The 20,575-nt window shown below is 35.2% G+C and carries 23 protein-coding genes; 16 read left to right on the forward strand and 7 right to left on the reverse strand.

Annotated elements, in window-relative coordinates:
* Positions 1–136: 136 nt before the first annotated feature.
* Complete coding sequence (locus NCCP28_RS06025) at positions 137–931, forward strand: NAD kinase (RefSeq protein ID WP_248560504.1); 795 nt, start codon at positions 137–139, stop codon at positions 929–931.
* 25 nt (positions 932–956) lie between these two features.
* Positions 957–1,832 carry an RluA family pseudouridine synthase gene (locus tag NCCP28_RS06030; protein ID WP_248561101.1) on the forward strand — a complete coding sequence of 292 codons (876 nt, stop codon included), beginning with the start codon at positions 957–959 and terminating at the stop codon, positions 1,830–1,832.
* 67 nt (positions 1,833–1,899) lie between these two features.
* On the opposite strand, the gene prpE is transcribed toward NCCP28_RS06030, so the two are convergent.
* Entirely contained in the window at positions 1,900–2,637 is a 738-nt protein-coding gene (gene prpE / locus NCCP28_RS06035) for a bis(5'-nucleosyl)-tetraphosphatase PrpE (protein WP_248560505.1), read from the reverse strand.
* A 276-nt stretch (positions 2,638–2,913) separates the two neighbouring features.
* On the opposite strand from prpE, the gene mgtE reads away from it, so the two are divergent.
* The 4 genes from mgtE to NCCP28_RS06055 all read left to right on the forward strand — a co-directional run bounded on the left by mgtE (position 2,914) and on the right by NCCP28_RS06055 (position 7,919).
* Entirely contained in the window at positions 2,914–4,284 is a 1,371-nt protein-coding gene (gene mgtE / locus NCCP28_RS06040) for a magnesium transporter (protein ID WP_248560506.1), read from the forward strand.
* 100 nt (positions 4,285–4,384) lie between these two features.
* On the forward strand, positions 4,385–6,205 hold the full coding sequence (locus tag NCCP28_RS06045) for a monovalent cation:proton antiporter family protein (RefSeq protein ID WP_248561102.1): 1,821 nt from the start codon (positions 4,385–4,387) through the stop codon (positions 6,203–6,205).
* 201 nt (positions 6,206–6,406) lie between these two features.
* Complete coding sequence (gene fabI, locus NCCP28_RS06050; protein ID WP_248560507.1) at positions 6,407–7,180, forward strand: enoyl-ACP reductase FabI; 774 nt, start codon at positions 6,407–6,409, stop codon at positions 7,178–7,180.
* Positions 7,181–7,370: 190 nt separating this feature from the next.
* Positions 7,371–7,919, forward strand: coding sequence for a CotO family spore coat protein (locus NCCP28_RS06055; RefSeq protein ID WP_248560508.1), 549 nt, complete (start codon positions 7,371–7,373; stop codon positions 7,917–7,919).
* Between the two features lie 483 nt (positions 7,920–8,402).
* On the opposite strand, the gene NCCP28_RS06060 is transcribed toward NCCP28_RS06055, so the two are convergent.
* Complete coding sequence (locus tag NCCP28_RS06060; protein ID WP_248560509.1) at positions 8,403–8,900, reverse strand: CotY/CotZ family spore coat protein; 498 nt, start codon at positions 8,898–8,900, stop codon at positions 8,403–8,405.
* Positions 8,901–9,069: 169 nt separating this feature from the next.
* Between NCCP28_RS06060 and NCCP28_RS06065 the strand changes: the two genes are divergently transcribed.
* From NCCP28_RS06065 to spoVIF, 8 genes are all read left to right on the forward strand, one after another.
* Positions 9,070–9,429, forward strand: coding sequence for a DUF1360 domain-containing protein (locus tag NCCP28_RS06065; protein WP_248560510.1), 360 nt, complete (start codon positions 9,070–9,072; stop codon positions 9,427–9,429).
* A 406-nt stretch (positions 9,430–9,835) separates the two neighbouring features.
* The gene (locus NCCP28_RS06070) at positions 9,836–10,315 is read left to right on the forward strand and encodes a YhcN/YlaJ family sporulation lipoprotein (protein WP_248560511.1); all 480 of its coding nucleotides are present in this window, start codon (positions 9,836–9,838) and stop codon (positions 10,313–10,315) included.
* A gap of 13 nt (positions 10,316–10,328) precedes the next feature.
* Positions 10,329–10,808 carry a stage V sporulation protein AC gene (gene spoVAC, locus NCCP28_RS06075; RefSeq protein WP_248560512.1) on the forward strand — a complete coding sequence of 160 codons (480 nt, stop codon included), beginning with the start codon at positions 10,329–10,331 and terminating at the stop codon, positions 10,806–10,808.
* A gap of 1 nt (position 10,809) precedes the next feature.
* Complete coding sequence (gene spoVAD, locus NCCP28_RS06080; protein ID WP_248560513.1) at positions 10,810–11,829, forward strand: stage V sporulation protein AD; 1,020 nt, start codon at positions 10,810–10,812, stop codon at positions 11,827–11,829.
* 55 nt (positions 11,830–11,884) lie between these two features.
* On the forward strand, positions 11,885–12,241 hold the full coding sequence (gene spoVAE, locus NCCP28_RS06085; RefSeq protein WP_248560514.1) for a stage V sporulation protein AE: 357 nt from the start codon (positions 11,885–11,887) through the stop codon (positions 12,239–12,241).
* 26 nt (positions 12,242–12,267) lie between these two features.
* Positions 12,268–12,969, forward strand: coding sequence for a DUF421 domain-containing protein (locus tag NCCP28_RS06090; RefSeq protein ID WP_248560515.1), 702 nt, complete (start codon positions 12,268–12,270; stop codon positions 12,967–12,969).
* Between the two features lie 100 nt (positions 12,970–13,069).
* Positions 13,070–13,189 (forward strand): YjcZ family sporulation protein, encoded by a 120-nt coding sequence (locus tag NCCP28_RS06095; protein ID WP_248560516.1) that lies wholly within the window; start codon positions 13,070–13,072, stop codon positions 13,187–13,189.
* Between the two features lie 204 nt (positions 13,190–13,393).
* A complete protein-coding gene (spoVIF, locus tag NCCP28_RS06100; protein WP_248560517.1) occupies positions 13,394–13,648 on the forward strand; it encodes a sporulation-specific transcription regulator SpoVIF in 255 nt (84 codons plus the stop codon).
* Positions 13,649–14,235: 587 nt separating this feature from the next.
* Here spoVIF and NCCP28_RS06105 read toward each other — a convergent pair.
* On the reverse strand, positions 14,236–16,506 hold the full coding sequence (locus NCCP28_RS06105; RefSeq protein WP_248560518.1) for a UvrD-helicase domain-containing protein: 2,271 nt from the start codon (positions 16,504–16,506) through the stop codon (positions 14,236–14,238).
* 216 nt (positions 16,507–16,722) lie between these two features.
* Here NCCP28_RS06105 and NCCP28_RS06110 point away from each other — a divergent pair, with 216 nt between their 5' ends.
* Positions 16,723–16,995, forward strand: coding sequence for a hypothetical protein (locus NCCP28_RS06110; RefSeq protein WP_248560519.1), 273 nt, complete (start codon positions 16,723–16,725; stop codon positions 16,993–16,995).
* 43 nt (positions 16,996–17,038) lie between these two features.
* On the opposite strand, the gene NCCP28_RS06115 is transcribed toward NCCP28_RS06110, so the two are convergent.
* The 4 genes from NCCP28_RS06115 to NCCP28_RS06130 all read right to left on the reverse strand — a co-directional run bounded on the left by NCCP28_RS06115 (position 17,039) and on the right by NCCP28_RS06130 (position 19,907).
* On the reverse strand, positions 17,039–17,731 hold the full coding sequence (locus NCCP28_RS06115) for a DUF421 domain-containing protein (protein ID WP_375709378.1): 693 nt from the start codon (positions 17,729–17,731) through the stop codon (positions 17,039–17,041).
* Between the two features lie 329 nt (positions 17,732–18,060).
* A complete protein-coding gene (locus NCCP28_RS06120; protein ID WP_248560520.1) occupies positions 18,061–18,489 on the reverse strand; it encodes a GNAT family N-acetyltransferase in 429 nt (142 codons plus the stop codon).
* Positions 18,490–18,496: 7 nt separating this feature from the next.
* Entirely contained in the window at positions 18,497–19,012 is a 516-nt protein-coding gene (locus NCCP28_RS06125; RefSeq protein WP_248560521.1) for a 2'-5' RNA ligase family protein, read from the reverse strand.
* A gap of 169 nt (positions 19,013–19,181) precedes the next feature.
* Entirely contained in the window at positions 19,182–19,907 is a 726-nt protein-coding gene (locus NCCP28_RS06130; protein WP_248560522.1) for an alpha/beta hydrolase, read from the reverse strand.
* A gap of 372 nt (positions 19,908–20,279) precedes the next feature.
* Between NCCP28_RS06130 and NCCP28_RS06135 the strand changes: the two genes are divergently transcribed.
* Positions 20,280–20,561, forward strand: a complete 282-nt coding sequence (locus NCCP28_RS06135) for a class II aldolase/adducin family protein (protein WP_248560523.1) — start codon at positions 20,280–20,282, stop codon at positions 20,559–20,561.
* The last annotated feature ends 14 nt before the right edge of the window (positions 20,562–20,575 follow it).

The raw sequence follows: 20,575 nt of genomic DNA on the forward strand, positions 1-20,575 counted from the left end.
TGATTGTGGAAAGTTCTTGCTATAAGGTTTTTTATGAGCAAGACTTCTTCCTTGAACTTTCTCCTAATTTATTTAGGCAGAAGGTTTTGCTGTCCGTTGCATAAGGATAAATTGTTGAAAGAGGAGCTATAGTACAATGAAATTTGCCGTAACCTCAAAAGGGGATTCAAAATCAGATAAATTAATGGATTTGATTAAAACATATTTGCTTGATTTTGAACTAGAATATGATGAGGAAGAGCCAGACATTGTAATATCTGTTGGTGGTGATGGAACCCTTTTATATGCATTTCACCGATACAGCAGCCGTTTAGATAAAACGGCTTTTGTAGGCATGCACACTGGCCACTTGGGATTTTATGCAGATTGGACGCCAGATGCATTGGAAAAATTGGTCATTGCTATCGCAAAAACTTCCTATGAGCCGGTGGAGTATCCCCTTTTAGAAATAGTTGTTCATTATGAAGGGGAAGAAAAGGAAACAAGGTATTTAGCATTAAATGAATCAACGGTTAAAAGTATTGAGGGAACTTTTGTGATGGATGTGGAAATAAGAGGAGAGCATTTTGAAAGATTTCGAGGAGATGGGTTATGCATCTCTACACCATCTGGCAGTACGGCTTATAATAAAGCGTTGGGCGGTGCAATTGTCCATCCAGCCCTTGAAGCCATTCAATTAGCAGAAATGGCATCCATTAATAATCGTGTTTTCCGGACGGTAGGATCGCCATTAATATTGCCTGCACATCATAAATGTGTTCTAAGACCAGTAAATGGGCAAAAACTCCAAATTTCTGTAGATCATTTAACGCTGCTGCATAAAGAAGTTAAATCAATACAGTATCGTGTGGCAGATGAAAAGATTCGATTTGCTAGATACAGATCTTTTCCGTTTTGGAAAAGAGTGCATGATTCGTTTATTTCAGAGTAATGGCAAAGGATGAACAAAATTGTCAGTGTTTAAGCTAGAGTGGATAGTCGGAGAAAAAGAAAAAATGCTGCTCCGGGATTTTCTTAAAGAAAAAAATGTATCGAAAGCAGCATTAACAGATATTAAGTTTAAAGGCGGAAAAATATTGGTGAATAGCATGGAAGAAAATGTTCGCTATTTGCTAAAAGAACATGATCATGTGACGATTCTTTTTCCTCCTGAAATACAGAGCAGCGGACTATTGGCAGAGAAGTTGCCTTTAAATATTTTATATGAAGATGATTGTCTTTTAGTTGTAAATAAAGAGCATGGCATGAGCACAATCCCATCAAGAGAGCATCCAAGAGGGAGTCTCGCCAATGGGTTAGTTGGCTATTATAACAGCAAAAGCCTTAATGCGACTACCCATATCGTGACAAGATTGGACCGAGATACATCCGGAATTGTCCTTATTGCAAAACATCGGCATATTCATCATTTGTTGAGCAAGCAGCAAAAGATAAAAACAATCAGCAGATGTTATATTGCTTTTGCAGAAGGTCAATTTCAAGAATTTAAGGGAATAATTGATAAACCGATAGGCCGTTCGGACGACAGTATCATTAAAAGAGAGGTAAGAAGCGACGGACAAACCGCTATTACACATTTTTCCGTACAAGGAGTCCATGATGATTTTTCAGTAGTAGAACTATCTTTAGAAACTGGCAGAACCCATCAAATCAGGGTTCATTTGTCAAATATGGGCCATCCCTTATTAGGAGACGATTTATATGGGGGAAAAAGGACGCTTATCAGCAGGCAAGCACTTCATTGTGCCTCTCTTGAATTTATTCACCCTGTTACGGGGAGAGGCTGCTCTTTTTCTGCTCCCCTTCCTAAAGATATGCAGCGCTTATTGTAAGAGCATTTCCAGGTTTTGAGATAAAGTGAAGTTTCCAGCAATAGGGGATGAAAACTTCACTTTATCTTTATGCAAAAGTTTTAAATTTTTCCTCTGCAAAAGGCATGGTGGAAGAAACAGATAAGGTTGTCAATTCTGGATAACGAAGTGCTGTGAGCTTCCCTCCAAATACTGCGCCTGTATCAATATTGTAAGTATTATTTATTGTCCGCACTTCTTTAACTGGAGTATGTCCGTAAACGATGCAAGCTTTTCCATGGTAATTTTTGGCCCAATCTCTACGAACAGGAGAGCCATCTTCATGTGTTTGACCTGTAATATCTCCATATAATACAAATGTTTTCACCTTATTGGTATACTTGCCGATATAATCTTCGCGAATTCCTGCATGTGCAATAATGCATTGGCCATTATCCAAAAGATGATATAATGGGGCATTTTCATACAGTTCGATAAACATTTGCTTTATTTTTTTTTGCTTCTTTTCGTTTAAAGATTTAAGTTCTGCAACGGTTGTTTCTAGTCCATGCGTAATTTGAACCTTATTTCCCAATAAATAACGGTAAAGCTTATTGCAATGATTGCCAGGCACATAAAAGGCTTGCTCCTTTTTGCTTAGGTTCCAAACGGTTTCAATTACTGCTAAAGAATTAGGGCCGCGATCTGTTAAATCCCCAACAAAAGCAAGTTTTCTTCCTTCAGGGTGAATAGGATAGTTTTGCTCCCAACGATATCCTAACAATTTAGTCAACTGTTGAAATTCAGCAAAACAGCCGTGAATATCTCCTACAATATCTAATTTCATTAAAAATCCTCCGTTTAATTTTCCAATTTATTAAGCTAAATTAAAATATATTTTCTATTTTATCCTTAATTGCACAAAGAACACCTATATAAAAAAACAGATGATATAAAAAAGAAAAATGTAAAAAGGGTTTTACTTATTTAAATAAGGGGAAAATAATCTGGTCCATCAAAAAATATTTATTTAAAAAAAAGATAATTAATAGGTTATTCACGACAAATGACGTATGTTTTGTTACTATAAAAAACATATCAATTTTGGAAGGAGGAAAAAAATATGCCAGAACAAGGAACTGCACACACCTATAAATTTGAGGACTTGCTCCATTCTTTACAAAATGAATACTTAAGTGCATTTAGAAAAGAATTTTTAGAACTTCATCCTTATGATCAAGCTTCATTTTTTAAGGAATTGGAGAAAGAAACAAAAGAAAGGGTTTTTTCCTATTTATCCCCAAATGAAATGGCCTATTTGTTTGAAAATCTAGAAATGAACGACTGGGAATATCAAGAGCTATTAGCTACTCTAATTCCATCTTATGTTGCCGAAATGCTAGCAGATATGTCTGCCGATGATGCTGTTGATATATTAAATGCTTTAGAGAAAGATCAGGCAATTAGCTATCTGGCGATTATGGAGAAAGAGGCTGCAGATAATGTGAAGGCATTAATGGATTATGAGGAAGATACGGCTGGCAGTATTATGACTCTGGAATATATCAGCATTCCTACAGATCAAACAGTTGCTTCTTCCATGAATATTTTAAAAAGAGAAGCACCAGATGCTGAAACTATTTATTATATTTATGCAGTAGACAAGAATAAGCGTCTAGCCGGTGTTGTATCTTTAAGAAGTCTTATTGTTAGTGATGACCATGTGCTAATTGCTGATATTATGCAGGAAAGAGTATTTTCTGTTGGCGTAAGTGAAGATCAGGAAAATGTCGCCAGAAAAATGCGAGACTATGACTTTTTAGCATTGCCAGTTGTTGATTTTCAGCAAAGATTGCTTGGAATTATTACTGTGGATGATATTCTTGATGTATTAGAAGAAGAAGCATCCGAGGACTATTCAAAATTTGCTGCAGTATCGAATATGGATTTTATTGACCAGCATCCATTTTCAGCAGCAAAAAAAAGATTGCCTTGGCTGATTATTTTATTGTTTCTTGGAATGTTTACAGCAAGCCTTATTGGCAGATTTGAGGAAACATTAAATCAAGTAGCCATTTTGGCAGTATTTATCCCGCTGATTGGCGGCATGGCAGGAAATACGGGAACGCAAGCACTTGCTGTTGCGGTTCGGGGGCTTGCAACAGGAGACTTAGAAAAAGAAAACAAGTGGAAGCTGATTGCAAGAGAAGCTGGAACAGGAATTATTACTGGATTGGTATGTGGAGTGCTGGTAGCGATTATTGTATTTATTTGGCAACAGGATATTTATTTAGGAATGCTTGTGGGGATATCTATTTTAGGAACATTAATTGTGGCGACAATCGCGGGTGCCATTATTCCCATTGTCATGAATAAATTTAACATTGACCCAGCTGTAGCCTCTGGTCCATTTATTACAACGATAAATGATATTATCAGCATTTTTATTTATTTTGGAATGGCCACTATGTTTATGAGCTATTTAACTCGATAAAGAGAAACGACAGTCAGTGCTGTCTTGCCATTAAATGAGGATAAAAAAATATAATGAAAAGGGGGAATGAGGTGTGCACGGGGCATCGATCATTTCTTTAATGATAGTTATTGTTGTGGCGTTGTTGACGCCTATTCTGCTTCATCGATTAAAATTAAATGTAATCCCAATTGTTGTGGCAGAGATATTAATGGGACTGATTATTGGGAAAAGTGGATTGAATGTTGTGAGTGAGGATATGTGGCTAGAGACATTATCCACTTTAGGATTTATCTTTTTAATGTTTTTAAGCGGCCTTGAAATTGATTTTTCTGCATTTTCTAACAAGAAAAAAAGAGAAAAGCTTCCTAATGGAAAATCAGAGCCAAACCCATTTAATGCATCTATGCTTATTTTTGTCGGCATCTTTATTCTTTCTATTTTGCTTAGCTATTGTTTTGTATGGGCAGGGTTTGTTGATAGTATTTTCCTTATGACCATCATTATCTCCACTATTTCTTTAGGTGTAGTGGTGCCAACCTTAAAAGAAGCAAATATTATGAAATCAGCAGTTGGCCAAATTATTCTGCTTGTTGCGGTAATTGCTGATTTGGCTACCATGATTATGTTAGCTATATTTGCTTCTGTTCATGAGAGCGGCGGAAATACATGGCTGCTTCTAGTATTATTTGCAGCAGGTGTTTTATTATATGCAGCAGGGAGAAGATTTAAAAATAATAAAATAATGGATTCTCTTTCACGTGGAACCGTTCAAATTGGCACAAGAGCTGTATTTGCCCTTATTATCTTTTTAGTGGCATTATCAGAAAGTGTTGGGGCAGAAAATATCCTTGGAGCTTTTTTGGCAGGAGTGTTGGTGTCCTTGCTATCGCCGAATGAGGAATTAGTGCATCAATTGGATTCCTTTGGTTATGGTTTTTTAATTCCCATTTTTTTTGTAATGATTGGTGTGAAAATGGATATATGGTCTTTGTTTACAGATCCAAAGCTGCTTTTATTTATTCCTCTTTTATTAGTCGCATTATTGGCAAGCAAGCTAATCCCTATTTTTTATTTGAAAAAATGGTATGATATGAAAACGATTGTTGCTTCAGGGTTTTTGTTGACTTCGACATTATCCTTAGTGATTGCAGCCGCTGCTATTGGAGAAAGAATGAATATTATCTCAGCGCAAATGAATGGCATTTTTATTTTAGTTGCAATCATTTCTTGCATTATTACACCAATTGTATTTAAAAAACTTTTTCCAAAAGAAGCGGTGGGAGAAAAGGTTATCCATGTTTCCATTATTGGGGTAAATCAAGTAACTATGCAGGTATATCAAGATTTAAAGTCTTCTTTATATAAAGTTACTTTTTATCATAGAAAGCAGGAAAAACAGGATTTCACCATTGCTGATTCACTTTTTGAAATAAGTGAGCTAGATCAATATTCACAGGAATCTCTAGTACAAACAGACATCCTTTTATCTGATATTGTAGTGGTTTCTACTAGTGATACTGAAAAAAATGCAGAGATGGGCTTATTTTTTAAAGAAGCAGGAGTGGATCGAGTAATTTGTCGTGCAGAAGATATAGAAAATGAAGAAGCACTAAGAAGAGAAGGAATTGAAATATTCTCTATGCTGTCATCTACGAAAACATTATTGAGTGCATTGATTCAATCTCCAAGCATTTTTTCTTTATTAGGAAACAACGAAACAGCTTTGCATGAAATTACGCTTAAAAATAAAGATTTTGAAGGCATAACATTAAGAACATTCCCGTTTACAGGAGATGTCATTTTTGTCCGAATTTTTCGAGGAAATGATTCGGTTGTCCCACATGGGGATACAGAACTTCATTATAATGATCATTTAATTGTTACTGGATCAGAAGAGTATGTAAAAGAGTTGAAAAACAAGCTGGAATTTTGTCGATAAAAAATGCAGTTATCCAATAAGTTGATCTTCAGTTATTGGATAGCTTATTTTTGTTTTCATGATGGCTCCTTCTTTATCTTAAATTTAGAATAGGAAAAATAAGTAAATGGACTATAGGACAAGGCTTTTCTTTTTTGCTTCTTTGTAGTAAAATTAGTACTAGGTACTAATAACTTGTAATAGTATATAGGAGGAAACAGAATGACTCTTTCGTTAAAAGGCAAAACCTTTGTTGTGATGGGTGTTGCAAATAAAAGAAGTATTGCGTGGGGGATTGCTACTTCCCTGAATAAAGCAGGCGCACGTTTAATTTTTACGTATGCAGGAGAAAGATTGGAAAAAAGTGTTCGTGATCTTGTTGCAACATTAGATACAAAAGATAATATTGTTCTTCCTTGTGATGTAACAAATGATGCAGAAGTAGCAGCTTGTTTCCAAGAAATTCAAAAAGAAGTGGGTGTTATTCACGGTGTTGCCCACTGTATCGCGTTTGCCAATAAAGAAGAATTACAAGGCGATTATATGAATACAACAAGAGAAGGATTCCTATTAGCCCATAATATTAGTTCTTACTCTTTAACAGCGGTGGCAAAAGAGGCAAAAGGGTTAATGACAGAAGGAGGAAGCATTGTTACATTAACATATCTTGGCGGCGAGCGTGCAATAAGAAATTATAATGTAATGGGTGTTGCCAAAGCTTCATTGGATGCAAGCGTCCGCTATTTAGCATCTGATTTAGGAAAAGAAGGCATTCGTGTAAACTCTATTTCTGCAGGGCCAATTCGTACACTTTCTGCAAAAGGAATCAGTGATTTTAATTCCATTCTGAAGGAAATTGAAGAACGTTCTCCACTAAGAAGAACTACTACTCCAGAAGAGGTTGGAGATACAGCAGTATTTTTATTTAGTGACATGGCAAGAGGAATTACTGGCGAAAATATTCATGTGGATTCTGGATATCATATTATTTCATAAGACATGCTTTATGTACTAACGTTACTTTTCCATATGGAAAAATAACGTTTTTTTTGTTGGAAAAGAAATAAGCATCCATGTTTTTTAATAAAATGAAGCAAAGGCACTTATTAACTTATTGAGTGATTTATGCATACATTAAGAGAAATAAGATTATAGAAAAATAAGTGCTTTTTAGGAGGTGAAAAAAATGCCTAAGAAGAAGATAGAAGATAAGAACTCCCCAGCATTTATTCAAAAACCTAATCCATCTATTGTAAATAATACGATGCAGAAAACTTTTTCTTCCAAAAAATTTAAGGAAGAAAAACAAAAAGCGAATTTAGAATCTAAAAAAAGAGAAGAACAGCTGCAGCAATTAGAAAAGCAAAAAAAGATTTTAGAAAAAGCTATTCAGGTACCGACAGAAAAATTTACAGACAGCAATTCTTTGGATGTGCAAAAGCAAATTATCGAATATAACGAGTCGCAAGGAAAAGAAGAAAAACAACATAAACAATCTGCATTTAAACGACTAAAAAGCTTTAAAGAAATGTCCATAGATGAAAAGCTTATTTATTTGCTGAATTTTCCAAAGCAGCTTCCACCTGTGCCTTGTATTGTGATTACAGAAAATCAGAATGTAAGAGGATTTGTTTTGGAAAAAGATGATAATTATGTTCAATTGAAGCTAATGAATGAATCTGTCATGAAAATATCTTTAGCAAAGATACAGGAAGTAAAAATGATTGGTTTGTAATACTTCCAATAAAAAACCTCTTCTAGCAGGAAGAGGTTTTTTATTGGAATATGAATTTTTTGTGAAGTATGCTGAAAAGCTATGCCTTTTAACATGAAGCGATATAATACTGCATAAAATGAAAAAGAGTCAAACCTAGGTGGCAGCCAACATAAAAGGAGTATTTCCAGTATAGGAAAAGGCTGTTTTCGTAAACTTTGTTGCTTTTAAAGGATTAGGTTATTTCTATGGAGCGGACGGTGAGCCTTTTCGACGTAGCGCCTGTCCAAAGGAGTCTCGCACTTTTCGCTTCATTCAATCTATTTTAACCATGGATTTACTCATGGAAATTATCCGATAAACAACACTCTTTTAAAAAACAGCCTAAGAAAAAAATCAGTATTCATAAAGGAGATGTTACAAATAAAATAACCAGCCGAAATCGACTGGTTTTATAAGGTAAAAGGAATAACCGCTTGCTTTTCCAGTTTGCTTAGGTAATTATTAGTCACAAATATCTAAGTCTACGTCAGCAATACATTGAACTGCACAGAAGCATTTTAAATCAACTGTAATACAGTCACTTGTACGGCGGAATCCATCTAATTCGCAAATTTTTCCTAAATCAATGCCTTTATGACCAACAATATCAAGTGTTTCTCTGCCATGTTCTGTTCTTTTTATAGGAGCAAGAACTCTTAATACTGCACAGCAGTTGTCAAATACTTCTTCTACTCGGAAGAAAATAGACACACATGCACAGTCGTCCCCTCTAAAGAAAGCATGGAATGGTGAACCGTCAGCAGTTTTTAAAGTGAATACACGAGTATCTGCTTTATGGCGTTTTGTCGGAGAGACAAGGGAGCCTAATGGTTCAGAGAAACAATTTGTTTCACACTCGCAATTATCTTCTGCATTATCTTGAATATCTTTAATGGCGCGAACCACTTCACAAACACAGCTAGATGTACCTAAAACATCATCTTTTTTTCCACAACCCATAATTTATTTCCTCCTTATTTGTTTCTTTCTTTTTCTTTTTCGATACTACACTACTAACATATTGTCAAAGGGGCTTATGGGTTACGGACAAACGCCTTTTTTCTTGAAATTTGGGCATTTTCCCTAAATATTTTATAGCTTTAAGCAACCGATGAAAGAAGGGATAAGAGTGGATATCAGCTTAATGGATTTTCTTTTACTTGTATTGGCAAGCTTTCGAATAACCAGACTGCTTGTGTATGACAGAATCACAGAGTTTATTCGAAGTTTGGTGCTTGAGGAAGTAACGGAAAAAAATGAAATGGGAGAAGATACAGTATATTATGTGCCAAGATCAGGCAGGGTTAGAGGATTTTTTGGAGAATTAATCAGCTGCTACTGGTGTACAGGGGTTTGGTCCGCAATTTTTCTTATTTTGTTGTATTATTTATTTCCATCCATCTATGCACCATTTGTATTAGTTTTCGCTATAGCTGGAGCAGCAGCTTTTATCGAAGTGATATTGCAAAAATTAATGATGACAGAATAAAAAGGGAAAATGCCTGAAGTAGGCAAGTTGTTCACACAGGTATATTTATAAAAACATACTATAGAAGTAGTATCTATTACTACTTTTGGAGGGATATGGAGTGTTTAATCAAAAAACAGAAAAAGTTGCAGAAACTGTTAAGCCAGTGGCAAAGAAAAAAAAGAAAATAAAAAAATCAGGCTGTGGCTGCGGCAAAAAAACATCTAAATAACTTTTATGATCATATGAAATAATAAAAAGAATCCTTTTGAAAAAAAGGGTTCTTTTTGTATGATTCAAATAATTTTATACAAATGAAAAATGCGTTTTACAAAAATTGGTTTATAGGAAGTGATGGAAAGTTTTCATAAAAAGGCAATTAATCGAGGACAATAAAAATACTACTATATACATAGGAAGGGATATTATGAAAAATAAACAAAAAATAGTCTATTTCCTTTTTATATTAAGCTTTTTGCTTGCTGGCTGTGAAAAGGAATATTCAAGCATAAGCAGATGGGCTTTGCTTAAAACTATAGATCCAAAGCCAATTGTAATTGGAGATACTAGCAGTGGAGCAAATCAGCAGGTGGTAGAAGAAATAAAAAAAGAAACAAGCAGCACAGACGGAATATATGATGTGGCCGTTGTAAAAGGGGCAAAAGATATCATTGTTGCTTATAAGGTAGAACATATGCATCGCCTTAAGATGAAAAGCATTGAAAAGAAATTAAAAGATAAACTAAAAGATCATTTCCCAGAAGAAAAGTTTACTGTATCGAGTGATTTTAAAATCTTTTTAGAAACAGTAAGGCTATACGACCGCGTGGAGCATAATCATTATTCGGAAAAAGAAGCAAATAAACGAGTGAAACAAATTATTGCCTTGAAAAAAGAATTAACATAAGGGAGGCAGAAAAGTGGCCAATAAAAAAAATAAACAAAAAACACCTCAACAGCAGCAATATGAACAATTAGAAAAAAAGTTTGAAACAAAACGCCCGGTTTTTAAAAATTGTTTAAAAGCATTTTTTGTAGGCGGGCTTATTTGTACAATTGGTCAAGTTATATCCTATTTCTATATTTATTTTTTTCACTTTACAGAGCAGACATCCGGAAATCCAACAAGTGCAACAGTTATCTTTTTTTCCATGCTATTAACTGGTTTTGGCATATATGATCGGCTCGGCCAATTTGCTGGAGCAGGAAGTGCAGTTCCTGTATCTGGTTTTGGAAACAGCATTATTTCAGCAGCTATTGAACATCGTACAGAAGGATTTGTTCTTGGAGTGGGGGGAAATATCTTTAAACTGGCAGGATCGGTAATTTTATTTGGGGTTTTTTCAGCTTTTGTTGTAGCACTCATCAAAACCATTATTATTGAATTGGGGGGATTATAAAGTGCTGAAGGGAAAACAATCATGGATTTTTCCTAATCATCCAGTTATTTTGTCAACAGGCGTTTCTGGCGGCCCATTTGAAGCAAATGGCTATTTGTCCGATGATTTTGACATTCTTCATGATGATTTATGGATGGGAAAAGATTCTTATGAACAAGCGCATCGTTTATTATTGGAGGAAGCGGCTCAAACTGCGTTACAGAAAAGTGAAATAAAACCAGAAGATACACAGTTTTTTATAGCGGGTGATTTAATCAATCAAATTACTCCAACAAGTTTTGCAGCAAGGGATTTAAAGATTCCCTATTTTGGTTTGTTTGGTGCATGCTCTACTTCTATGGAAGGATTAGCTTTAGCCTCTTTTCTCATCAATTACCAAGGTGCGACAAAAATTTTAACAGGCGCTTCTAGCCATAATGCTGCAGTGGAAAAGCAGTTTCGCTACCCAACAGAATATGGGGGACAGAAGCCTCCTACTGCTCAATGGACTGTGACAGGGGCAGGAGTTGCCTTATTGGCTGCCAATAATAATCAGCTAAATCTACCTTATACTACATCAGCAACCATCGGAAAGGTAATGGATATGGGCCTCTCTGATCCCTTTAATATGGGAGGAGCAATGGCACCTGCCGCCGCTGATACGATTTCCGCACATTTTAATGATTTAAAAAGAGATGCTTCTTATTATGATTTAATTGTCACAGGCGATTTAGGGAAGATTGGTCGTGAAACAGCCATTGCTTTGCTTACAAACAGTGGGTGGGACATTAATCCAGATAAATTTAAAGATTGCGGACTCCTTCTATATAAAGAAAATCAGCCTGTTCAATCAGGAGGAAGTGGAGCTGGCTGTTCTGCAACTGTATTATATGGTCATTTATTAAATGAAATGAAAAAAGGAAAATATAAGAAGATATTACTTGTGGCAACAGGCGCTTTATTGTCGCCATTAACGGTACAGCAAAATGAATCGATTCCATGTATAGCTCATGCAGTATCGATTGAAATAAACGGAGGGTAAAAAATGGCCCTAATCATTTCTATGATCAGTAAAAAATAAAAAGGAGGAATAAAGTATGCTCCCCATGTTTTTTTGGGCGTTTATTATTGGTGGAATCATCTGTGTAATTGGACAGCTCATGTTTGATGTGGCTAAACTTACTCCAGCTCATACATTATCTACCTTAGTCGTTGCAGGAGCTATTTTGGATGGTTTTAATTTATATGAACCTTTTGCAGATTTTGCTGGAGCGGGTGCGACAATTCCAATCACAAGCTTTGGAAATGCTCTTGTGCACGGGGCTATGCAAGAAGCTGAAACACATGGTTTAGTTGGTGTTTTAACGGGAATGTTTGAAGTGACAAGTTCAGGAATTTCAGCTGCTATTATATTCGGTTTTATAGGTGCATTGCTATTTAAGCCAAAGGGATAATAAACTAATTTAGGAGAGCGCATCTTATGTCTGAAACCGTTCATACAATTATTCGAGCCCTGTTAGTTATCGTCAGCCTGTTTTTTATTACCAAACTTCTTGGAAAAAAACAGTTGTCCAAATTATCCTTTTTTGAATATATTGTCGGAATTACAGTTGGAGATATTGCTGGCAGCATTTCAATGGATTCTGCATTAAATATGAAGGAAGGGGTCATTTCTATTATTGTATGGACAGCTATTCCGCTAATTATAGGCTTTTTTTCCTTAAGAAGCAAAAGATTTCGTGACTTTGTTGAAGGTACACCTACGATTTTTATCAAGGACGGCAATTTGATAGAAGAGCATTTGAGGAAAGAGAAATATAGTTTAGACGAATTATTAGAGCAGCTTCGAACTAAAAATATTTTTCGGGTGGAAGATATTGAATTTGCAACACTTGAAGCTAATGGAGAATTAAGTGTGCTTCTCAAAAAATCGAAACAGCCACTTTTAGTGGAAGATATGATAGATGCTCCTCCTGTTGAAAAGGAGGTTTATTCTATTATAATGGATGGAAAACTAAATGATAAAGCTATGAATAAATGCAATTTAAGCAAAAAATGGGTAGAAAATGCATTAAAAAAAAGAGGTCTGCTATTAGAAGAAGTGTTTCTTGCACAAGTAGACCATAATGGAACCTTAACTTTTGATTTTTATGATGATGCAAAAACCGAGCCTAAGACATAGACAATCGTACATTCTATTTATTACTGGTAGCTTGCCTATACATTATAGGAGATAAGCCATATGCTATTAAGGAAAACGGCATAAGTGAGGTGAAGATATAATGTGTTACGGCGGATATGGTTATGGTGGTAACGGCGGTGGTTATGGTGTGTCCTCTTTTGCTTTAATCGTAGTTTTATTTATCCTTTTAGTTATTGTTGGTGCTAGCTTCTATAACTAATAAAAGATTATACTCTAATCCACGAGGAAAATTTTCTTCGTGGTTTTTGTTATTATTTAAAATCTTGGCTGCTAGCTAATTGTTGCAAAATAGTCGCAAATTAAACCGAAGTGTAGGTTCATGGTGGATTTTTTGCTTTCTGCTCACCTTTTTTCTTAATTCTCATACTATGTAAAATAGCTTAAGAAGGAGGAATATACGAATATGAACAACAACTTCTTTAAAAATATAGAGTCTAAAACTGGTGTGAATATGAAGGATATTTTTGAACTGGCAAATTCCCTGCAGAATGCTAATTTTAAAGATGAAAAAACAGTAAGAGGCGTAATCCGCAAAGTTTCCCAAATTGCTGGAAAATCAGTGCCGAAAGAAACAGAAGATAAAATTGTTAAATCTATTGTCGCAGACGGCAAACAATTAGATTTTAATACATTGTCTAAAATGATTAACAAAAAATAATGAGACAACTCTTAATTCTATTTGGATAAAACAATAAAGTGAAACTTCAATCCTTGGGGTTTTCCATCCTCCATAGATTGATAGTTGAATAAATCGGGCTTTTACGGACTAGTTTCTTCCCACCTGTTTTCTTTTATCATTTTCTTAGATGGGGATCAAAAGCTCGTTAATGCGTAATAAAAATGGGTCGCTCAAAGAGAACCCATTTTTATTGTTTGATCTTAAAGCCCTGTTAAACTTGCCTTGTGATTGGAGTGAGAGGCGTTCGCGGAGGCTGTTGAAATATATGATGGAAGGGACATTAAAGGAAATTTCACTATTGTTTGAATATGCATCTATTTGCCCTCTTTGGAAAGCGAATGGTAACACTCAAAAAAACGATTCATTTATTGATTAAGGGCCAATTTCAAAATAGTCCCATCCAGTAATTTAACTTTTTCAGTAGCTTACACGTGCATTTGCGGATTTTCTTTTGACTCGCTTCTCTAAGCAGGAGTCTCACCTAGGCACTCCAAGCAATAAAATGTGTCTCTAAATCAACAATAAGCTTTAACATAGCCTATCATAAGGAAACAGAATGATGAATCTTATAAGAAATTTAAGAAGCGAGATATTTTCGCTTTTTTTCCTTTGTTTTGCATAGGAACAGAAACGAATAGCTCTTTTTGTGCTCTTGTCATGGCAACATACAGAAGACGCCGTTCCTCTTCAAGGGGAAAAGTATCGTTATTTCTTTGTGCCTCTAATGCATAATCATGAGGGATAGAACCATCCACTGCCCCTAGAATATAAACTGTTTTATACTCTAAGCCTTTTGCCCGGTGTATGGTACTTAATGTAATCGTATTATCTGTATGCATATATTGTTTTTTCATTTCTGCGTTCATTGCAGTCATATGATCTGTATGTCCGATAAAATCGATAATAGAAGCGAATCTTTTTGCCACCACTTTTAAATCACGAATATCATCAGAACCTTTATCCCACTGATTTCCTTCATTTCCCCGTTTTTTTATAAACTCTTGAAAGCCCAGTTCCTTTTCAATAACAGAGATGGCATCCACTGCTTGCTTTTGTTTTAAAGAAGCAAGAACAGCAGGGATTTTTTTTAGTTTTGCTTCTTGGAAGGCAAAACCTGTTTTCACTTTTGCCACTGCTTCTAATAGAGTGCAGTCCTCTAATATGCTAGCAGCCTTTATATCTTGGAGAATTGACTTTTTTAGAAAAAGAGATGGAAAGACGTCTTTGATTGCTTCTCCATGATCAGGATGAATAATTAGTTTTAAATATCCAAGCATGCTTTTAACAATAAAACGACTATAAAAGGATCCACTGTCAGCTTCTAATTTAAAAGGCAGACTGGAAGATGTCAGACGTTCAAAAATAGCTCGGCTGCTTGTATTCGTTCGATAAAGAATGGCGAAATCCTTTGGTTTATATCCTTGACTGATTTTCTCCAGCATATCTGTGACAATCATTGTTGCCTCTTCCTCTTCATCATAAGGGTAGAAAAGAAAAGGGGCCTCGCCTGTAAAGGCCGCAATCATTTTTTTTGTGCGTCTTTTTTTATTTTTGCTGACGACTGCATTAGCAGTGGCGACAATTTCATGTGCTGAGCGATAATTATGATCCAGAATAATGATTTTGGCATTTTCAAAATCTTTTTCAAAATCTAGAAGGTATTTAGGATCGCTGCCGCGAAATGCATAAATAGACTGATCATCATCCCCAACTGCATAAATGCTTTCTGCCTTAGCAGCAATCAACTTTACCCATTCATATTGAACTTTATTAATATCCTGAAATTCATCTAATAAAATATGGCGGAAGCGATTTTGGTAGATTTCCAATATAGAAGGATTTTCTAGAAAATAATAATATCCGCCAAGAAGCATATCATCAAAGTCATAAAGATTGCGTTCGTGTTTTTTTTCTTCGTACCATTTATACAGAAGGAGTATAGCTTCTTCCCAATCGCTGGATGCAGTAATATTGTTTGGAAAAAGCATCGAGTTTTTCCAGGCTCCAATTTGCTGTATAGCCCCATCATAAGGGAATTCCTTTGTATCCAATTTTAATTGGTGGGCTCCTTCTTTTAACAAAGCTTCTTTTTGCCAATCTTTGCTGATTAAATTTTGCCGCGGCCATTTATCTGGCTGATGAAACAGTAAAATTTGATAGAGAATGCGGTGAAAAGTGCCTGTTACTATTTTATTGACGACTGAACGGGACATATTTGGATATTTCAGCAAACGCTCCTTTAATTCTGCCGCAGCTTTATTAGTAAAGGTAACAAGCATAACCGATGAAGGTTCAGCATGTTTTTCATGTATTAAATAAGCAGCTCTTGCTGTTAATACACGAGTTTTACCGCTTCCTGCCCCTGCAATAACTAATGCATGGCCAGCATCTAAAGAAACAGCGTCTGCTTGGGATGAATCTAAAGCTATTCCTGACTTAAAAAGCTTGTGAAGGTAATTTTCTTTGAAAGAAGGTTTTGCTGCAGTTGGCTGAAAATTAGCCTGTACGGTTAATTGTTTTGTTTTTTTATATTCTGTTCTAGCTGATTCATTTATGATGGCGCGTGATTTAGGAATTCTAAATCCATTTCTTTCTTCATATTCTATGGCAGCAGCTGTTTCGCTGCTTAAGGTTGCAGCATCTTCCTTGCAATCTACCTTCTTGGAATAATGATAGAAATGGGGAATGTCTTTTATTCCTAAGTAAAGCCTTACTGCTTCCCCGCAGGCTGGGCATGCAAGCAGCCCTTTTTTTCCATCTTCATATATTTTCTGTAGATTTTCTCTATTAATGGAATGTAAATGAATAAGTGTATTTACGTAAAAAGCAGATAACATATCTAACCTCAAATCTATTGTTTTATAACGTTTATAGGCTATCGAAAAAAGCAAGGAATACATTCTATCATATCAAAATCATAGGAGAGAAGAAAGAGTGCCCAAGGTTTAAACCTATTCCTATAGTGGAAAATATTAATAAATAGTTAACAGTATCCATAAAGACAAGATTATATGTAAAAGATAGTTGAAACTATATGTCAAGGGGGAAAAAGGATGGGCTATATTCTTCCAGTAAATAATTATCAATATGAGCAATATACATTACGTGACATCGGCAGAAAAACGAATCCCTATAAACAGCAGGAGGTTTTTCGGCTATTTCCTATACCTGATTCTTTGGAGAAGAGAACAAGCATGCAAACAGGCGAGGAATATTTGCAAAAAGAGGAATCAAAAGAAAAGCGAGAGACAGCCAAAAATAAAGAAGTGCAGGAATTAATAGCGAAAGCAACAGGAAAAGGGACGCATATCGATCTGTTTGTTTAAAAAAAGGAACTCACTTTTTAGAAAATGAGATCCAATAGGTATATTACGTGTTTTCTTCATATTTTTGTATATACAAAGGCATATTTTCTTGCCATTCCGCATAAAGGACCTCTTTATGTGAAGCTATACCTAAACGCTTGAGCTCTTGACTTAATTTATCCTTATCATATTGGGCAAAAGGCAAGTTCTCCTGTATAATTTCTCCATCCATTATCACGCTGATCGGCAAGGCTGTATGCTGCAAGGGAAGGTTTAAATCTTGTTTTGTAGGAGTTGAAAACATTTGCTTCTTCATTGCACTGATCGTACCGTCTGTTTCTAAAATAGCATAATAACACTCACTGAACGAAAATATATCTTTAGCACGCAAAAGATGCTGCAATTGATTTAAGTCTAAGCGATTTTTTTTAACTTCATTATAGTCGATTTTACCTTTGTTTATAATAATGGCTGGCTTTCCTTCTAAAAGCGATCGGGATGAACGGAATTTTTGCGTTAAAAGTTCTGTTAGATAAATAAGAAATCCCCATACGCCAACAGCAGATAAAATTTCAGGAATGCCAATTTTATCATCATATAACGCATTTCCCACCAGTTCACCAAGAACCAATACCGATACGAAATCAAAAGTAGTTATTTGAGTAATCTCTGTTTTTCCTAATACTTTTGTCAAAAACAGCAAAGCGATAAAACCAATCAATAGTTCCGTAAAAATATGAAAAAAGTTCAGGTCAATCCCCCCTTCTCTACCATTTTAGGCAAATGGCGAAAATTTAAACGAAAAAAGATGGGGTTACATATGGAAAAAATTTATCACGCATCCAGGCTTTTGATCTCCGCCTAAGAGATGATAAATGAAAGCGAGAAATTTAGATAGAAAGAAACTTGCCCGTAAAATTTTGATTGCTAGTTTAACTTTATTAGGGAGAAAATAGCGGAAGGACTGATTTATCTATCCAATTGCTAAAAAGAAGGGAAGGATGAGTAAAAGGAAAGTGCAGGGAAGATAAAGAAGCTGTCCATAGCAAACAATTTATGTATTGGACAGCTCCTCTTTTTCGGTTATTAATAATTGAATATTTTTGTCATTGTTTTGTGGGGAATGCCGGCATCTAAAAATTCTTCTGAGACGGCTTTATATCCAAGCTTTTCATAAAAGGGAATGGCTTGGGTTTGCGCATTCAATTTCAGCGCAGGCACGCGACAAGAAAGAGCATAGGCTTCAATGGCATCCATTAGTTTTTTTCCAGCGCCGCCTTTGCGGTTTTCTTTAAGGATACAAATTCTCTCCACTTTGCCATAATGGTCGATTAAGCGATAGCGGCCTGCGCCAACTGGCTTTTTATTATCATATAAAACAAAATGGGTGCTCTCCTTTTCAAAATGGTCCATTTCTTCTTCCAAAGGGACGTGCTGTTCATCAACAAAAACAGTCCGGCGAATGGAAAAGGCATCTTCCAATTCTTTTTCAGTTTTTACGATATTAACTTCCATGTATATTTCACTTATCCTTTCCTAAACGAAATGTTTCAAAAACAGTCCAAGAACCGTTCTCTAATTCGTACAATAAATGAAATCGGTCTGCTGTTTCTTCATAGTTAAACTTTCGCATACGCAAACTGCTGTACATATCCAAATGCTGGTCATGGGATAACTCTTGACCCAGTGTGATATGAGGGACAAAAGCATGAGTTGGCTTTTCTAAATGAAGTGTACTAAAAAGCTCTGTATGCAAATCTGCTAAATCAGCATTAGGCTCAATTTTTAAATAAACAACATTATTTACAGGCTGAAAGGTGCTTATTTTTTTTATTTTCAAGTCAATACACTGAAAATGGCTGGCTACTTGCTCTAACTTTTTAGTGATTTCTTTGATTTCCTTATTATTGGCTTCAAAATCACTTACAAGTGTAATATGTGGGGGAATTAATGCATACTTAGGATCAAACCGTTTTCGTAAAGAATTAGCTAAATCTTGCAACTCTTTTCCTGGAAAAATAGCAATACCGTATTTCATATTTATAACCTCCATTTTTTTGATGAAGCGTAAAGGATTAGATAAACAAAAGACAATTTATAGCATTACAACCTGTCAGCTACTATGTAAGATATTATAACAAAATAATGAAAATTTAGTTTAATATTTATACCATTTTTATCGTGAAAACATAAAATAGCAAGTGCATTTATGTGTACATTGCTTCAAGCATTGTTTTTACATAAGGCTGCCAATATTTCCACGTATGATCTCCATTAAATTCTTCATAAAAATAATCGGCATTTGTACGAGTCAAATAATCAGCCAGCTCTTGATTTGGCGTTAAAAAATCTTCAATTGTTTGTGCTGTTGTTTTTACCGCTGTTTCTTCTTTTCCTATAGTATGGAATATTTCAAGAAGATGAAAGTGTTTAAAGCCGCGGACCATTGCCAAAACATCATTATTTACTAATGGTGATTGAAGCATTACTTTTCCAAATGTATGGGGGTATTGCAGAGCTGTCATAAGCGATACGGTCGCACCTAATGAGTCGCCGATTAAACCTCTGCTAAGCCCCATAGATAGTGTTGGGAAATTTTCATCTATATATGGAACAAGCTCATGTGCTAAAAAGCGGATATATGCTTTATTTTGGCTGCCTTTTGGATGATATTTTTCCCATCTATCATGCACACTTTTATATGGAATACCAACAATAATAGTATTTTCCATTTTATTTGCTGTATGCAGTTCATCTGAAGCTCTTCCAATTCGACCAAATTGAAAATAGTCTTTCCCATCTTGGGCAATCAGAACATTGTATTTGTATAGTGGAGAGTAGGCGGGAGGAAGGTATACAAGCAATGTCACTTCTTCCTGTAATTCCTTGCTTTTAAAAATCAATTCTTGAATAGTGCTTTTTGAAGTTTTCATAAAAAAACCTCCTTAGTTATCCTTTGTTTTTTTTAGTTTAACATAGTCACTGCCATTAACTGAATATCGAGTATTTATTGATGAATTTGAATTAGGGGAGATCTAGGGATAGCCTCTAATTATATTGCATGCGCTAGATAATAAGAACTCAAAAGTTAAAATGCATAAAAATTTTTAAAAGGCTGTCAAGATTCGCCTTTAGAAAGTTCTATTATATAAATAGGAGTTCTTGAGTGGACACTTTATAGAATGGAAAAGTATAAGAATAGAATATTTTCATCCCAACAGTATACATATTATAGAGTAAATATTGTGATGTAAACGTATTCATATTTTTGGTTTTGGCAATATGATAGGAGTTATATAATCTACATGAAAGAAAGACAGAATCTTTGTGAAGTAACACAAATGATGTTTGATCGGTTTATCACAAATGCCGCTGGGGGAAATATCACAGCGAAAGTAAGTGAGGAACATTGGATTATGACTCCTACACTAATGTCACAAGCAAAATTTTGTCGGTTAGAACCAGATGATATTCTTATAATACGGAGGAATAAAGATGGAAAAAAATTCACTATTATGGAATTTGGGTTTATTCCTTACGCTGCTAATATTAATTATAGGAATTATAACTGGACATTTATGGATTAGTATTGTTGCATTGG

The organism is Niallia sp. NCCP-28 (assembly GCF_023168165.1).
GTDB lineage: Bacteria > Bacillota > Bacilli > Bacillales > Cytobacillaceae > Niallia.

What these genes read in the sequence shown, in the direction of transcription:
- NCCP28_RS06025 (WP_248560504.1), top strand. Translation starts at nt 137, where the DNA reads ATGAAATTTGCCGTAACCTCAAAAGGGGATTCAAAATCAGATAAATTA.
- NCCP28_RS06135 (WP_248560523.1), top strand. Translation starts at nt 20,280, where the DNA reads ATGAAAGAAAGACAGAATCTTTGTGAAGTAACACAAATGATGTTTGAT.
- NCCP28_RS06070 (WP_248560511.1), top strand. Translation starts at nt 9,836, where the DNA reads ATGAAAAATAAACAAAAAATAGTCTATTTCCTTTTTATATTAAGCTTT.
- NCCP28_RS06130 (WP_248560522.1), bottom strand. Translation starts at nt 19,907, where the DNA reads ATGAAAACTTCAAAAAGCACTATTCAAGAATTGATTTTTAAAAGCAAG.
- NCCP28_RS06095 (WP_248560516.1), top strand. Translation starts at nt 13,070, where the DNA reads ATGTGTTACGGCGGATATGGTTATGGTGGTAACGGCGGTGGTTATGGT.
- NCCP28_RS06090 (WP_248560515.1), top strand. Translation starts at nt 12,268, where the DNA reads ATGTCTGAAACCGTTCATACAATTATTCGAGCCCTGTTAGTTATCGTC.
- mgtE (WP_248560506.1), top strand. Translation starts at nt 2,914, where the DNA reads ATGCCAGAACAAGGAACTGCACACACCTATAAATTTGAGGACTTGCTC.
- NCCP28_RS06110 (WP_248560519.1), top strand. Translation starts at nt 16,723, where the DNA reads ATGGGCTATATTCTTCCAGTAAATAATTATCAATATGAGCAATATACA.
- NCCP28_RS06055 (WP_248560508.1), top strand. Translation starts at nt 7,371, where the DNA reads ATGCCTAAGAAGAAGATAGAAGATAAGAACTCCCCAGCATTTATTCAA.
- NCCP28_RS06125 (WP_248560521.1), bottom strand. Translation starts at nt 19,012, where the DNA reads ATGAAATACGGTATTGCTATTTTTCCAGGAAAAGAGTTGCAAGATTTA.
- NCCP28_RS06120 (WP_248560520.1), bottom strand. Translation starts at nt 18,489, where the DNA reads ATGGAAGTTAATATCGTAAAAACTGAAAAAGAATTGGAAGATGCCTTT.
- NCCP28_RS06060 (WP_248560509.1), bottom strand. Translation starts at nt 8,900, where the DNA reads ATGGGTTGTGGAAAAAAAGATGATGTTTTAGGTACATCTAGCTGTGTT.
- prpE (WP_248560505.1), bottom strand. Translation starts at nt 2,637, where the DNA reads ATGAAATTAGATATTGTAGGAGATATTCACGGCTGTTTTGCTGAATTT.
- spoVAE (WP_248560514.1), top strand. Translation starts at nt 11,885, where the DNA reads ATGCTCCCCATGTTTTTTTGGGCGTTTATTATTGGTGGAATCATCTGT.
- fabI (WP_248560507.1), top strand. Translation starts at nt 6,407, where the DNA reads ATGACTCTTTCGTTAAAAGGCAAAACCTTTGTTGTGATGGGTGTTGCA.
- NCCP28_RS06105 (WP_248560518.1), bottom strand. Translation starts at nt 16,506, where the DNA reads ATGTTATCTGCTTTTTACGTAAATACACTTATTCATTTACATTCCATT.
- NCCP28_RS06045 (WP_248561102.1), top strand. Translation starts at nt 4,385, where the DNA reads ATGATAGTTATTGTTGTGGCGTTGTTGACGCCTATTCTGCTTCATCGA.
- spoVIF (WP_248560517.1), top strand. Translation starts at nt 13,394, where the DNA reads ATGAACAACAACTTCTTTAAAAATATAGAGTCTAAAACTGGTGTGAAT.